The organism is Pseudoalteromonas sp. BSi20429 (genome assembly GCF_000238895.1).
Taxonomy (GTDB): Bacteria; Pseudomonadota; Gammaproteobacteria; order Enterobacterales; family Alteromonadaceae; genus Pseudoalteromonas; species Pseudoalteromonas arctica.
In genome coordinates, this window is the sequence record NZ_BADV01000081.1 from 18,569 (window position 1) to 33,837 (window position 15,269).

Below are 15,269 nucleotides of genomic sequence, written 5' to 3' on the forward strand. Positions count from 1 at the left end.
GATATTAATGTTTTTTTCTAAAAATAAACAAAACGAAATAGCTTCTCTAAAAGCTGAACTTTACCCATTACAACAAGTATGGGAAGGGCTTTACCGAGAGATGTTAGTACTAAACATTCTTTATGATGGCCGAATTTCGCACGCCAATGATAAGTTTTTAGAAAACCTAGGCTACAGTGAAGATGATCTAACTAATAATTCTTTTGACGATTTTATTACAGATTCGTCTCGTCAATCTTCAGAATTTAAAAGCCTGCAGCAAGCTATTAAAAAAGAAGGGCATTGGGGCGGTGCATTGCAAGTTATGCGCAGCGATGGTAAAGCTGAATGGTTACGTTTAATAGTACATCCAGTAAAAGGGGAGCAAGATCAGTTGCTCTATTTTTCTATATTCGGAAGTGTACTTACAAAAACAATTACGGCTTCTCGCGAGCAAAGCGATACTATTAAAGCGATATATCGCTCTATGGCGGTAATTGAATTTGATTTAGAAGGCCATGTATTAAAAGCAAATGATCAGTTTTTAGCTGCAATGGGTTATCAAGAAAGTGAAATACTAGGTAAACATCACCGTACGTTTTGTGAGGCTTCAGAGTATAATTCCCAAGAGTATCTGCAATTTTGGGCTAAATTAAGAGAAGGTAAGTTTATTGCTGAGCGTTTTAAGCGCGTAGATAAACATGGCAACATTGTTTGGCTAGAAGCGTCATATAACCCAATCTCAAATGACGCGAATGAGCTTTATAAAGTGATGAAGTTTGCAACTGTTATCACTGATCAAGTAAATCAAGAAATTGCGATATCACAAGCTGCCGAAATTGCTTATAGCACCTCAACCCAAACTGATAAAAAAGCAGAGCAAGGCGCGAGCGTTATACAAGATACAGTCGCAGTAATGACTGAGCTGGCTATTAACATGGAGCAAGCTGCAAATGAAATTTCAGCGCTTGATCAGCAGTCGCAACAAATATCGAGTATTGTACAAAGCATTAGTAGTATTGCTGAGCAAACAAATTTATTAGCATTAAATGCCGCAATTGAAGCGGCAAGAGCTGGCGAGCAGGGGCGAGGCTTTGCTGTGGTTGCAGATGAAGTGCGATTGCTTGCATCGCGTACCTCAAAAGCAACAGAAGAAATTGTAGAAGTTGTACAGCGCAACCAATCACAAACCCAAAATACGGTGGCTGTAATAGAAAAAGGTAAAGAGAAGGCAGAGCAAGGCTTGGCGTTATCTAAAGAATCTGGTGAAGTGATGCAAGAGATCCAACAAGGTGCACAAGAAGTTGTAAATGCGATTGGGCAATTTACCAGTGAACTTAAAGCTAACGGTTAGATTAGCTTCGTCCTTATTCTAAAGCGGGCACTTTCAATGGTATCCGCTTTAATCTTACTACCCTCAATATACCCCTTGAAACCCATCTAATAATTTCAAATATAACAACTATACCTCTATTAACTCATTAATCAGTATGAAATAAGTTTCTTCTCTTCCCTAAATGATAATAAGTTGTTGCATTTTTGTTCGTTGTTCCTAATACTAGAGTCTGTTGATCTTTCAAGGTTAAATTTGCAGCAGTCTGTTTGGTATTTAGGCAAGGCAGAGCCTAAGTAGTGTGGTTGTTCCCCATAAATAGGCGATAACGTAGCATTAATGCCAAACAGACGCTGCCCAAAGGGTGCTTCCTAGAGGCTATTTACTCTTTGTTGCTCGGTTTTTACTTATTCTTACATGGATGTAAGCCAGTAGAGTAACGCAGGAGCAGTTACCGAGCCCACTAGGTTACAAATCTCGCGCCGTGATTAAATAGCCTCTAGTTTGAACAAATTTTAATCCGCAAAGAACAACAGACTCTAGTGAACACCTAAGCTGACAAGCTTATGTAAACCAACATGAATACCTTAAATGATAATAAAATATTAAGTACACAACATTGAGGAATTGTATGAACAACACAAAGCGCACACACAAATTAATTAAGCCAAGCCACCTAATTGGTGCGGGGTTAGCTATGTTAATGAGCTTTTCTGCAGCGAGTAAAGACTACAAAATTATATTAATTCATGGGTTACAAACTTCGCAAATAACAAATAAGTCGGGTAGTGATGTAATCAATGATGGTGAAACATATTGGCAATCGTACTGGAATAATCGTGCAGATGAGCGAATTGATTGGCCTGCTTATGAGCGTATTGAAGGTAAAATTGCTACCGATTGGGTGTGGCCAAAGCTAAAGCAAATTTCACGCTCTAATTTATGCAGTGATGGCTGTGTATTTGTAACACATTCAACAGGAGACTTAGTTGCACGCCATATTATTGATAATCAAGAAAACTGGTTAGAAAACGAAGGCTTAGAGCCGCTTAATATTGTTGCTACGTTTGATTTGGCAGGCGCGGGTGGTGGAAGTGAGCTGGCTGACGTAGCTGTTAGTGCTTTAACTGGCGCATCATGGAACTTTGCGGTCGATGCAGCACTCAAATGGTGGCTAGGAAGTGATGTAACCGAGGCCGTTGGTGTATTACACGATTTAAAAGTGAATAATGCACGTAAAATATCTCCATTTCCTGATGCACGTACGCCACGTTTACGCTTTGTTGCCGATGGAAATGCATATTTGGGTTTAACGGGTGGTTTTTTAAAAGGCAATGATGATTCGGTTGTTGCATCGCACTCTTCATGTGGTGCCAGTTCGGCTGGCTCGTTTGGAAGTTGTAGCAGCAGTATTGATACAAATGGCCATTTAAAATCGCAAGGTGATGCAGTAAGTAGCTTTATGCCAAACCATTATCCAATGATGATGAGTGACAGTTATAGCCATAACGAAATACATAACGCGCAGCGAAAAGGTAATGTAACAATAGCCATGAATAACGTAAATGTGGAAGGTGACACTGTAGGTTTTAATACGTTTGATAAAACTACAGGTAGTTGGTTTTGGAAAAAACAATATCGTTATATTAAGGATTCAAATAATTTAAGCGCATCAGCACTTATTTATAATGTGATTCCATAACATACAAGGCGTGTAGTTAAAAACTATACGCCTTATAAAAGATTGAAATATAAAAATGAAAAAATTTTATGTCGTTGCTTTAATTATTAGCACTATTTTATTCTCGCTATGGTTTACAGGTAAAAATGATGCTCATAAAGTTGCTGAGCCAATAACACCTCAGGTTAAACACAGTGCGAGCGTAGCTGATTTATCGCCAGTAAAAGTGATCCCTATAGATGTACCTACAGCAAAAAAAACACAATCAAAAAAACAAATCGCGTTTAATGAAGACTTAACAAAAGCAGCGCAGCAAGTGGTTATGCAATATGAAAGTGCACTTAAATTTCCTCCTTATTCTCAGCCATTGAGTCCATTAGATGAAGATCGATTAAAGCCAAATCAATTCTACCCGGTATCGAGCCCTATTGATGAAAGTGGCGATGCTTTAACGTTAAGTCTTAAGCAATATCGTTTTGTATACCCAGAAGAAATAACAATAAAGATAAGCGCTCAAGGGCTTGGAAAAGTGGTCGTTGAGCTTGCAAATACAGATACAAAAGAAGTGTTAAATACCCATACAGGCAATGCGCGTGACGGTGAAGCAATTATAACATTTGAAGAGGATGAAGATTACCCTCGTAGCTTACAAGTGTTTGTAGAGGGTAATGTTGCCGGTAAAAAAGTTCCCGTAGTTGCACAAATTCAATATATGCCGCCTAGTGCAACTTTAACAGGTTTTGAAACTGCTTATGCACAAAACGAAAACATGATTTTGCCAGCTAACATAGCGGTAGTAAAAAGTGGTTTGTATCGTGTTAGGGCTAATTTATACAGTGGCGATACACCACTTGCTCATCTAGTATCTAAAGAGCGGTTAACGAAGGGAAGGCAAACTCTTAATTTGAAAGCTCATTGGTCCGTGTTACCACAAGGCATTACAGATATGCGCTTAAGCGACTTTGTTATTGAGAGAATGTCGCCAAGCCCAGGCGAGCGAAACAGCTTTGGGAATAGTGAAATAAGTCACTTTGATATTAACGATTTTTCGTACGATAGCTTGCAGCAATTACCATATCAGGCTAATGCACAAGAAAAGTTAAGTTTGGAATTTTTACAAGGCTTAGCTGAGAGTTAAAAATAGAACGCAATGCTGAATTGGAAAATTTAAGAGGGTTGTACATAAATACAACCCCCTTAAATTTGTTAGCTTAGATATGTTAGCTTAGATTTATAGTAACTACACTTGGCGCTTCTTGTTCATCAAGCTCATTAGCAACAGGCACTTTAGGAATATCTGGTTTATCAAGGGCTATATCGCCACCATCAATTACTTCACCTGTTTGTAAGTTTTTAAAATCAAACAAGTCGGCGTCAGCTAAATGTGAAGGCACTATGTTTTGCATTGCTGTAAAAATGCTTTCAATACGACCTGGGTGCTCCGCATCCCATTTAGCGAGCATTGTTTTTGTATGTTTACGCTGTAAGTTTTCTTGCGAGCCACATAGGTTACACGGAATGATAGGGTAACCTTGTACAAATGCGTATTGGCTTATGTCGCTTTCTTTACAGTATGCAAGTGGGCGAATAACCATATGCTCGCCGTTATCACTCATTAATTTAGCCGGCATACTTTTTAGCTTTCCGCCGTAAAACATATTTAAAAACAATGTTTCAATCATGTCGTCACGGTGATGCCCAAGGGCTATTTTAGTAGCGCCTAGCTCTTTTGCTGTGCGGTATAAAATACCACGACGTAAGCGTGAGCAAAGTGAACACGTTGTTTTACCTTCAGGGATAATATCGGTAACAATACTGTAAGTATCTTCTTCTACAATTTTGTATTCAACATTTAATTTATCAAGATACTGGGGTAAAACATGCTCAGGAAAATCAGGTTGTTTTTGATCAAGATTTACAACAACTAGGTCAAACTTTATAGGTGCTACACGTTTTAAATGTTGAAGCATTTCAAGCATTGTGTAGCTATCTTTGCCGCCAGAAAGACATACCATTATACGGTCACCCTCTTCAATCATATTGAAGTCCATAACGGCTTGACCAGTTTGGCGACGTAAACGCTTTTGCAGCTTATTTAAGTTAAATTGAGCTTTAGCTTGATCTGAGTGTGACAATTACGCCCCCTAGTAAAACAATACAGCAAAGTTATTTGCTAAAAATAAAGGGGCGTATTATACCCAAACCACCTGAATATGCGAGTTTAGGATGTAATTAAAATTGATTTAAACATGCCTTATTAACACGTAAAAATAACTCGCTTATAACTTGTACATAAGGCTTAAAATTAATCCTTTGCCATAGGGCTCACGTAACCATCGGGTTTGAGTGCCAGTACATCACAGTCTAGGCTATCAATTACATGCTCTGCTGTATTACCTACAAGAGCGGCACTTAAGCCCGTGCGACCTACGGTACCAATAACAACTAATTCGCTATTTAACCGCTTCGCTACATCAGGGATTACATCCTCTGGCAGGCCTTCTTCAATAAAACATTGCTCTGGGTTTAAATTAAACTCTGCAGCAAGTGCATTGGTTGATTCATGATGATGCTTTTTAACTGATTCGTTATAAAGTCCTGGGTTAAACTCAGGAATTTCGATGGCAATATTAATAGGAGTTGCAGGGTAGGCATTAACTAAATTAAGTTTTGCGTTGGCAAGTTCACATAAATATTGTGCGTCTTTAATAACGCGTTTATTAAGTGCTACATGTTCTTCGTTTTCACTAACCGCATTTACAGCAGCTAAAATATTACCGTTTGCTGGCCATGCCATTTCTTTTACAAATAATACCGGAGCTGGGCATTTGCGTACTAAGTGCCAATCGGTCGGGGTAAAAATAACTGATTTAAGTGCACCATGTTGATGTGTGCCTTTAATTACTAAATCGTACTTTTCATCAATTACAGTATCGATTATGGCTTCGTAAGGACGATTATGCCAAACCACTTGGGTTTCAATATTTATATCTTTGTAAGGGGAAACTAAATCGTTTAGCCATAGCTGGCGATCTTTTAGTACGGCATCGCGCATTGCTTCGCGTTCATCGCCAGATAGCATTGTCGTCATTTCGTAAGAGAAGTCGTAAACCGTCATAAAGGCGGTAATACTTGCGCCAGATTTTTTAGCTAAATCTATTGAACGTGCTAAACCGTGTTGATCATCTTTGGTGGGGTCAATAACCGCAATAATGCGTTTAATAGTGTTCATATGCTACTCCATTTACCTAACGGGTGTACATTTAGTGTAACGTAAATATAAAACAGTTAAAGGGGTAGCGTATAAATTGTTGTTCTAAATCAAACTATTTAATTTAGCGAGGCTTAACTATCGCCGCTGTTTTAGCCAAGGCATCATTATCTAAAATTGTAATAAATTTACCCTCTACTTTAATTAAGTCAGCTTTTTGAAAACGACTCAATAAACGGCTAATGGTTTCTACTGTTAGACCTAAGTAATTACCAATTTCACCGCGAGTCATCGTAAATCTAAATTCTTTACGCGAGAAACCACGCTCACCAAAACGCTCTGACAAGTTATAAATAAAACTAGCTAAGCGTTCCTCTGCTGATTTTTTATTGAGTAATAACAGCATTTCTTGATCGTAAGTAATCTCGCTACTCATTAAACGCATTATTTGTTGGCGAAGTTTTGGTAATTTTCCTGATAGTTCATCAAGAGTATCGAATGGGATTTCGCATACCATTGACGTTTCAAGTGCTTGCGAAAAACTGGGATGAGTCATTTTACTTATTGCGTCAAAACCAACTAGGTCGCCCGCTAAATGAAAGCCGGTAATTTGCTCATCACCTCGCTCCGATAACGTGTACGATTTAAATGAACCAGAACGAACCGCATAAATAGCCTGTAAAGGTGCACCTGATTCAAATAGATAGTCGCCTTTATGGAGTGGTTTTTTTCGCTCAATAATTTCGTCAAGCTTGTCCATTTCTTGGCCATTGAGTGAAAATGGCAAACACAATTGACTAATACTGCAGTTATTACAGCTAATAGCACAATTACCTTTAGCGCGACTTTGAGAGAAATCCATAATTTAATCCGTTTAAATTTTTATACACGACTGCAAAATAACCTTAAAGGTTAATAATGCGAATAGATTAATGTACCAGTTTGTCAGTTGCAATAATCAATAAGTAGATACCATACCAAATTATAACACTGCCTAATACAATTCGGGTCCATGGATGGTTAATAATCGTATTTAGTTTTTGCGCGGTAATGCCTAATGTGATCATCGCGGGAAAAGTACCCAAAGCAAAGCAAAGCATAACTAAGGCACCGTCAAGAGCACTTGGGCTGGTCATCGCCCATGTAAGCGCTGAGTATACAAGCCCACATGGCAGCCATCCCCACAAAGCACCATAACCTAGGGCTTTAAAAGGAGAGTTAATAGGCATTAAATATTTATTTAGTTTAACAATGTGTTGCCACACCAAGGTTTTACCAATTTTCTCTAACCATTGCAAAGTAGGGCCCAAGCGCATTATATACACGCCAACGAGGAGCATAAAAATAGCTGCAATGAACGAAAGTACTAAAGAGAAGGAGGTGTTTTGCCTTGCAAATTGGCTGCTAATACCAGCAACAAGTGCACCTGCAGCCATATAGCTCAGTGCACGTCCAATATTATAAGCAAATGAATAGGTAAATGTTTTACGTTTGTCACTTGCCAGTTGTAATGAGCTTGCAATACCACCACACATAGCAATGCAATGACCGCTACCGATTAGTCCCATTAAAAATGCGCTGGTATAAAGAGGGTCAATCATTACTTTTGTTATGTTGCTCTTTGTCATCTTCAAACAAAATACTATGACCTTGCTTGTTTAAATCCGAAAACTGCTCGCTTTTCACTGCCCAAAAGAAAACACCAATAGCAATAATGACGAACAAAATGGCGATAGGGATCAAAATGTAAATTATGCTCATAACTTTAATAGCCTTAGTGAATTACTAATCACAATAATTGAGCTGGCAGACATGCCAATAACAGCCATCCAAGGAGCAACTAAGCCCAACGCTGCCAGTGGTAATATTGAAGCATTATACAATAAAGACAGCGCAAGATTTTGCTTAATAATACGTCTGGTTTGTTTTGCTACATTAAGTAAGTGACCAATGGAGGCTAAATCGCTATTAAGAAGCACTACATCGGCGCTATTTTTTGATATGTCTGCACCGGTTTCCATAGCAATAGATAAGTGTGCACTAGCAAATACCGGGCTGTCGTTTACACCATCACCTACCATTGCAACGACTTCATTTTGTGAAGACCATTGCTCAACGGCGGTTTGCTTATCTTGTGGAGAACATCCAAATTGCACACTTTCAAGTTTAAGTTGCTTTGATACTTTTAGCCCAGCATCTGACGCGTCACCGGTTAACATGTGACAGGTTAAGTTTTGCGATTGAAGTGAGTCTATGAGCTTTTTAGCATCGCTTTTTACTTTATCAACAAAGTAAAAGTGTGCAACAACTTGCTTATTTATATACAAGCTCGCTTGTGCATTCGATTTTTTGCTATTAAACCAACCACTTTTACCAATTGCGTAATGATTAGTTGCATCTTGTGCGCTAATTCCCAGCCCTGGATGTACTTCAACGTTATTAAGACTGCGGTGAGCTGGCGTAAACTCATCAAATGCACTGGCGATAGGGTGTTCAGAATAACGCTCTAGCATGGCTGCTATATCTAGCACTTGCGCTTTTGTATATTGTTTATCGATTATATCTACTTCATCAAGGCTAAATTTACCTTGCGTAAGTGTGCCTGTTTTATCAAATGCAAATAAAGTAATTTGTGAGAGCGTTTCGAGCACATGCGCTTGTTTTATTAATACGCCTTTGCGGGTAAGCGTTGCCACTGCACATGTGAGCGCGGTAGGTATGGCTAAACTCAGGGCACACGGGCAGGTAGCAACTAAAACCGAAATAGTGATCCAAAATGCGTGTTCAGGATCAATTTGGTACCAGCCAATAGCTGTAAGTGAAGCAAATATAAGCAGGCACGCTATAAACCATTGCGCAACTTTATCTGTAATTTCAACCAGTTTAGGGCGCTTGGTTAATGCGTTGTGTTGTAAGCGTATAATTTGATTTAAAAGCGTATTTTGGCCAATTTTATTAATTTTTATTTCAATAACGCCGTCGTGGTTAACGCAGCCGGCGTAGACATTGTGGCCAATAAATTTAGTTACTGGTTGATGTTCGCCGGTCATCATTGACTCATCAACCGTGGTTTTGCCTTTAATGAGTTCGCCATCGGCAGGAATTGTCTCACCTGCTTTAATAAGTACTACGTCATTAAGTTTTAGTTTTTTGGCTGCAATTATAAGCTCTTCGCCACTTTCGTTAATGGTGCGGGCTGTTAACGGTAATAACTTTTGTAAATTGGCAGTAAACTCGCTCGCTTTTAAACGCGCTCTAAACTCAAGATATTTACCTAATAACAGTAAAAAGGTAAACATGCATACAGATTCAAAATACACTTCGCCGACTTGCATAAATGTGGCGTAACAACTTGCACCAAATGCGCCAAAAATAGCCAGTGATACGGGTAAATCCATATTGAGCTGTTTTGCTTTTAAGCCATTTATAGCATTGGTTAAAAAGGGCAGTGCGCTATATAAAATAACCGGGGAGGCCAGTACCAAGCTGATCCATCTAAAATACTGCTCAAAGTTACTGTCCATGCCTGAAAACATGCCAAAGTACATGGCGAACGCAAACATCATTACTTGCATGGTCATTAAACCAGCAACACCTAAGCGGCGAATATAGGCTTTGGCAGTTTGTTGTTTTTGCTTAGCTTCAATATCTGATTGAAATGGGTAGGCTTTATAACCAATTTTAGCTAAGGAAGTAATAACCTCACTCAACGGGGTGCTGGTTTTATCCCATTGAATCATCGCGCGGTTGGTAGATGTATTTACATCAACACGCTTAACTGAGGTTAAATTTAAGAGTTGTTTTTCGATAAGCCATGCACAAGCGGCGCAGGTTATACCTTCAACGCTTAATAATACCTCTGAGATATTATCGCTAGTGGCTATAAATTCGTCTTGAATGTCTTCGTTGTCATAACTTTTTATAAATGCGAGTTGCTCAGGTACCAGCTGTTCGACCTTTCCAGCACGAACCGTTCGGTATTTATAATAATCGGTCATACCTTGATCAACAATATTTTGCGCAACAGCTTGGCAGCCAATGCAACACATTGGCTGGGCAATATCGTCAATTATCACGTTTGCGCTAAATCCGTTTGGCACACTTTCAAGGCAATGAAAGCAAGAGTTAGACATAGTTATTACTACTTATAATTAGGAGTAACTAAAACGGTTTGTTCAGTTGGTAACGTTATATTTTCTTTCATTTTCCAACTGCCATCTATTGGCTCAATAAATACTGAGTAGGCGCCTTGTGTATACTCATCAAGTAATGCAGTAAATTCTTGATTGGCATTAGGTGTAAGTGTTGCCTCAAAGTCATGCGCTTTAATGGTGCGATGGTAAAACGAGAGCTTTAATACATGCACGTTACTGCTGTCGCCTTTTGTAAACTTAAAGCTTACACGCTCGTTGGTTACATTCAATTCGCCATGTAAATAAAGTGCTTTTGCTTTTTCAAACTTAGTCAGTTCTAAGTTTATTGCTTTACCTTTTTTGTAGTAGTCGTCAACAACCATATCTGGACCGTTACCTATTGCCGTAATAAATAAGCTAATACAGCCAATAATGGCAACTAACGGAAAAAAGATTAAAAACCAAGGCCAAAAATTTTTATACCACGGAGTAGGTTGCATAGTGTCTCTAAAATTAGTTTAGGAAGCGTTATTTTATAGGAATTATACGTAAAAGACTAAAAAAAAGCCTCACAGTGGAGGCTTTTTTGATCTGGATTAATCTATTGAATTAAATAAATTAATTTATAAACATTTTATTAACCGCGTGCTTATTTATCTTGCGATAAACTGTAAACATAGGCAGTTAATAAGTGAATCTTATCTTCACCTAAAATGTCTTTCCATGCAGGCATTACACCGGCACGGCCGTGGTTAAGAGTTTCTTCAACAGCACGTTGAGAACCACCATATAACCAAATGTTATCAGTCAGGTTAGGCGCGCCAAACGGTAGGTTATGTGCAACCGACCCTTTACCGTCAGCACCATGACATGCGGCACACATTGCAAACTTAGCGGCACCTGCGTCTGCGTCTTTTTGGTTAACAGTACGACCAGAAAGGCTCAGCACATGTGCTGTCATTTCTTTAACGCCTTGTTCGCCAAGAGCAGGACCCCAAGCTGGCATTGCTGCAATACGACCATAAAGAAGTGTTTCTTTAATTTTGTCAGGTGTTCCGCCATATAACCAATCTTTATCAGTTAGGTTAGGGAAGCCAGTACCACCACGTGCATCAGAGCCATGACATTGCGCACAGTTTTGTGAAAATAAACGCTGACCAATTTCAATGGCTACTTGACCATCTGTTTGCTCATGTTTATTACCATTATCAAGCGCTATTTGCTGTGCTGCATCACCTTCAAATTTAGAACTAACTAAATCTAAAACGGGTACTTGTGCAAGTTTATTAAAAATAGGACCAAAGCGCTCTTCTGCAGCTTCGTACTCTTTATCAAGTTTCACAAAGCGTCCATCCGCTTTTGCCTCTGCAACTGCTTTTTTAGATTCAGCTAAAGAGGTAATACCTTGATTAGAACTAGTCCATTTACCTAAACCTTCCCAGTTGCCTAAACCTGGGAAAGCTGCAAGGTAATATACCGACCAAGCAAAAGTTGCGAAAAACATGTAAGTCCACCATTTTGGTAGTGGATTATTTAGCTCTTCAATACCGTCAAATTCATGTCCACAGCTTTCACCTTCTTCTACGCCTGCATAGTTTTTTAAGTTCCAAACTAATAAGCCAAAGATGATGCATAAGCATGCAAGGGTTAATACAATAACCCAAATACTCCAAAAGCTAGTCATTTTTCAGACTCCTTTTCCTCGTTAGAGAGCGTGTTGTCATGTTTTTTTTCATCTTCAAAAATGGCATTAGCAGCGCTGTCAAAACGAGTTTTGCTTCGCTTGCTATATGCCCATGCAACAATCACAATAAACAATACTAAAATTACCAGAGTCAAAATACCTCTGTATGTTCCGTAATCCATAATTTTTTACTTCAAGTGGGTACCAAGTTGCTGTAAATACGCGATGAGAGCTTGGATTTCTGTTGCGCCTTTGCCATCATTCATAGCATTAACTTTATCAACATCTGCTTGAAGCTCTGCATCATCGCCATAACCTAAACCCGGATGTTTTGGGTTTTCTGGGTTAATAGCAAAAGTATCACGGAAAAGTTGTAGTTTTTTCAGAGTAAGGCTTGTATCAACCGTATTCTCTGCTAACCAAGGAAAGCCTGGCATGTTTGACTCAGGAACCACAGCACGTGGATCAACTAAGTGAGCATAATGCCAATCGTCCGAGTAGCGCTTACCAACACGAGCCAAGTCAGGACCAGTACGTTTAGAACCCCATAAAAACGGATGATCCCATACTGATTCGCCTGCTACAGAGTAGTGACCATAACGCTCAACTTCATCACGAAAAGGACGAATCATTTGTGAGTGACAGTTAGAACAACCTTCACGCACGTAAAGGTCGCGCCCTTCCATTTCTAAAGCGTTAAGAGGGCGTAAACCCTCCACTGGTTTAGTTGTATCGTCTTGAAACATTAGCGGAGTGATCTCAACTAACGCGCCAAAGCTAATAGCAAAAACAGTCAGAATAGCCATAAGGCCAACGTTCTTTTCTACTATTTCATGTTTGTTTTGTGAATTTTTCTTGCTCATCATCTCACTCCGTTATGCTAATTGTGCTTGCGCGTCTAGTTTCAGAGATTCTTTCTCAGCTGAAATAGTGCGGTAAACGTTATAAGCCATAACTAACATACCCGTTACGATGAATACACCGCCTACAAAGCGCATGATATAGAAAGGATGCGACGCTTCTAAAGACTGCACAAAGCTGTACATTAATGTACCGTCAGCATTCACTGCACGCCACATTAGACCTTGCATTACACCAGAAATCCACATTGCAACAATGTATAAAACAACACCTACAGTGTGTAACCAGAAGTGGGTATTAACTAATTTAACGCTATACATACGACCTTGCGCGAATAACGCAGGAATTAAGTGGTAAATAGCACCAATTGAAATCATAGCAACCCAACCTAGTGCACCTGAGTGTACGTGGCCGATTGTCCAATCTGTGTAGTGAGATAACGCATTTACAGATTTAATTGCCATCATTGGACCTTCAAACGTAGACATACCGTAGAAAGACAATGAAACAACTAAGAAGCGTAGTACTGGATCAGTACGTAGTTTATGCCACGCGCCAGATAGCGTCATAATACCGTTAATCATACCACCCCAAGACGGTACGAATAGGATAATAGACATAACCATACCTAAACTTTGCGTCCAATCAGGAAGCGCTGTGTAGTGAAGGTGATGAGGACCAGCCCAGATATATAATGAAATTAGAGCCCAAAAGTGAACTACTGATAAACGGTATGAGTACACTGGACGACCTGCTTGTTTAGGTACAAAGTAATACATCATACCCAAGAAACCAGCAGTAAGTAGGAAACCTACAGCGTTATGACCGTACCACCACTGAACCATCGCATCTACGGCACCTGCATAGATTGAATATGATTTAGTTAACGATACAGGCACTGCCATACTGTTTACAATATGAAGTACTGCAACAGTGATAATAAAGCCAGCATAGAACCAGTTAGCAACATAAATGTGCGACACTTTACGCTTGATTAAAGTACCAAAGAATACAATAGCGTAAACAATCCAAACCACAGCGATTAAAATATCGATTGGCCATTCAAGTTCTGCGTATTCTTTTGAGCTAGTAATACCGAGTGGTAATGTAATTACTGCTAATACAATAACTAGCTGCCAGCCCCAAAAAGAAAAGGCGGCGAGTTTGTCTGAGAAAAGACGCGTTTGACAAGTACGTTGTACGACGTAATAAGACGTCGCAAAAAGTGCACTGGTACCAAATGCGAAAATTACTGCGTTCGTGTGTAACGGACGTAGTCGAGAGTAAGTTAACCATGGTGTATCAAAGTTAAGTGCTGGCCAAGCTAATTGGGCAGCAATCAGAACCCCAATACTCATGCCAACGATGCCCCAAATCACTGTCATAATAGCGAATTGGCGTACAACCTTATAGTTATACTCAGTTTGTGATGCTACTGTTTGGCTCATTTTCTGGCTTCCGCTGCAATAAATGCGTTTAGAAATGAATTACCCACCTTTAAAAGTGGGGCCTACTATTTTCTCAAGCGTGTTATCTAAAACTTTCAATACATGAAAGCTTCAGAAAAAAAACTTGAGAAACCCTTATTTTTTGCGGGTGAAATGATAAATTTTTTGGCCTAAAAAAGATAGGTCAATTACATAAAATTATGACATCAATCAATGTTTGTGAGCTTGTTGTTTATTTTTTGATACAGTTTGTGCCTAATTTGGCTTAATAGTAACACTCGCACTTGTTATTTGCAGTCGCGATTATTAGTATTTGTTTTTCTTTAGTGCGAAATTGTTATGCTTATATATAGATTAAGTTTATTCACGGCGGTATTTTTTTTATTAACAGCATGTGATTTTTCCAAAAATACAGATGAAAAGTTTCTAGAAAATGCCACATGCACAGCCAATTTGCCTTGTACTTTTTCAAATGATGTTAAAGTATGGTTAAGCGAGAAAACCCTTTCTCCCGAAACTCCATTTACTATTTTTAGTGATTTACCAACAAACCTTACAATTGAAGATGCCAAGCTTAAAGGCATTACTATGTATATGGGTTACATTCCTCAGCAATTTAAAAAACATAATGGCCTGTGGCAGAGTAATACCATGGTTGGCATTTGTTCTGAACAAAATATGCTCTGGAATTTAGAGCTAACAGTTAAAGATAATACAACCTCTTTAATACAAACACTAAATTACTCTTTTTATGTAACGTATTAGGCTTAATACCTAACTTTCATGCAATCCATTTACCATTAGCAATTTGCATTGTTATCCATACGATTATTTAAGCGAGAAGATCATTAAAACTGCTATTTGAATCAAGTAGCCAATTAAGTTTTTATAATATGAAACTAATTCAATAAAGACACAGTTTTAATTGTGGCTGAACAA

The 15,269-nt window shown here is 38.9% G+C and carries 15 protein-coding genes; 4 read left to right on the top strand and 11 right to left on the bottom strand.

Going from position 1 to position 15,269, the window contains the following annotated elements:
* The first annotated feature begins 7 nt into the window (after nt 1–7).
* The 3 genes from P20429_RS21000 to P20429_RS04235 all read left to right on the top strand — a co-directional run bounded on the left by P20429_RS21000 (nt 8) and on the right by P20429_RS04235 (nt 4,131).
* Entirely contained in the window at nt 8–1,333 is a 1,326-nt protein-coding gene (locus P20429_RS21000) for a PAS domain-containing methyl-accepting chemotaxis protein (protein ID WP_007585625.1), read from the top strand.
* Nucleotides 1,334–1,943: 610 nt separating this feature from the next.
* Nucleotides 1,944–3,014 carry a hypothetical protein gene (locus tag P20429_RS04240; protein ID WP_007585627.1) on the top strand — a complete coding sequence of 357 codons (1,071 nt, stop codon included), beginning with the start codon at nt 1,944–1,946 and terminating at the stop codon, nt 3,012–3,014.
* Between the two features lie 55 nt (nt 3,015–3,069).
* Nucleotides 3,070–4,131 (top strand): hypothetical protein, encoded by a 1,062-nt coding sequence (locus P20429_RS04235; protein WP_007585629.1) that lies wholly within the window; start codon nt 3,070–3,072, stop codon nt 4,129–4,131.
* Nucleotides 4,132–4,213: 82 nt separating this feature from the next.
* Here the strand turns inward: P20429_RS04235 and ttcA are convergent, their stop codons facing one another.
* The 11 genes from ttcA to ccoN all read right to left on the bottom strand — a co-directional run bounded on the left by ttcA (nt 4,214) and on the right by ccoN (nt 14,330).
* Nucleotides 4,214–5,128, bottom strand: coding sequence for a tRNA 2-thiocytidine(32) synthetase TtcA (ttcA, locus tag P20429_RS04230; RefSeq protein WP_007585631.1), 915 nt, complete (start codon nt 5,126–5,128; stop codon nt 4,214–4,216).
* A 170-nt stretch (nt 5,129–5,298) separates the two neighbouring features.
* The gene (uspE, locus tag P20429_RS04225) at nt 5,299–6,225 is read right to left on the bottom strand and encodes a universal stress protein UspE (RefSeq protein ID WP_007585634.1); all 927 of its coding nucleotides are present in this window, start codon (nt 6,223–6,225) and stop codon (nt 5,299–5,301) included.
* Nucleotides 6,226–6,328: 103 nt separating this feature from the next.
* Nucleotides 6,329–7,066: an FNR family transcription factor gene (locus P20429_RS04220; protein WP_007585636.1), complete on the bottom strand. Its 738-nt coding sequence runs from the start codon at nt 7,064–7,066 to the stop codon at nt 6,329–6,331.
* 67 nt (nt 7,067–7,133) lie between these two features.
* Complete coding sequence (locus P20429_RS04215; protein ID WP_007585638.1) at nt 7,134–7,805, bottom strand: sulfite exporter TauE/SafE family protein; 672 nt, start codon at nt 7,803–7,805, stop codon at nt 7,134–7,136.
* Nucleotides 7,798–7,965, bottom strand: coding sequence for a cbb3-type cytochrome oxidase assembly protein CcoS (gene ccoS / locus P20429_RS04210; RefSeq protein ID WP_002963071.1), 168 nt, complete (start codon nt 7,963–7,965; stop codon nt 7,798–7,800). Before ccoS ends, P20429_RS04215 begins: the two co-directional genes overlap by 8 nt.
* Nucleotides 7,962–10,337: a heavy metal translocating P-type ATPase gene (locus P20429_RS04205; RefSeq protein WP_007585640.1), complete on the bottom strand. Its 2,376-nt coding sequence runs from the start codon at nt 10,335–10,337 to the stop codon at nt 7,962–7,964. The genes ccoS and P20429_RS04205 overlap by 4 nt, the downstream gene beginning before the upstream one ends.
* Before the next feature lie 8 nt (nt 10,338–10,345).
* Entirely contained in the window at nt 10,346–10,837 is a 492-nt protein-coding gene (locus P20429_RS04200) for a FixH family protein (protein ID WP_007585641.1), read from the bottom strand.
* A 149-nt stretch (nt 10,838–10,986) separates the two neighbouring features.
* The gene (gene ccoP, locus P20429_RS04195) at nt 10,987–12,021 is read right to left on the bottom strand and encodes a cytochrome-c oxidase, cbb3-type subunit III (protein WP_007585643.1); all 1,035 of its coding nucleotides are present in this window, start codon (nt 12,019–12,021) and stop codon (nt 10,987–10,989) included.
* Nucleotides 12,018–12,203, bottom strand: coding sequence for a cbb3-type cytochrome c oxidase subunit 3 (locus P20429_RS19830; protein ID WP_010554061.1), 186 nt, complete (start codon nt 12,201–12,203; stop codon nt 12,018–12,020). Before P20429_RS19830 ends, ccoP begins: the two co-directional genes overlap by 4 nt.
* A 6-nt stretch (nt 12,204–12,209) precedes the next feature.
* Nucleotides 12,210–12,884, bottom strand: coding sequence for a cytochrome-c oxidase, cbb3-type subunit II (gene ccoO, locus P20429_RS04190; RefSeq protein ID WP_010554062.1), 675 nt, complete (start codon nt 12,882–12,884; stop codon nt 12,210–12,212).
* A gap of 12 nt (nt 12,885–12,896) precedes the next feature.
* Entirely contained in the window at nt 12,897–14,330 is a 1,434-nt protein-coding gene (gene ccoN / locus P20429_RS04185; RefSeq protein ID WP_007585649.1) for a cytochrome-c oxidase, cbb3-type subunit I, read from the bottom strand.
* A gap of 339 nt (nt 14,331–14,669) precedes the next feature.
* Here ccoN and P20429_RS04180 point away from each other — a divergent pair, with 339 nt between their 5' ends.
* Nucleotides 14,670–15,095: a hypothetical protein gene (locus tag P20429_RS04180; protein ID WP_007585651.1), complete on the top strand. Its 426-nt coding sequence runs from the start codon at nt 14,670–14,672 to the stop codon at nt 15,093–15,095.
* The last annotated feature ends 174 nt before the right edge of the window (nt 15,096–15,269 follow it).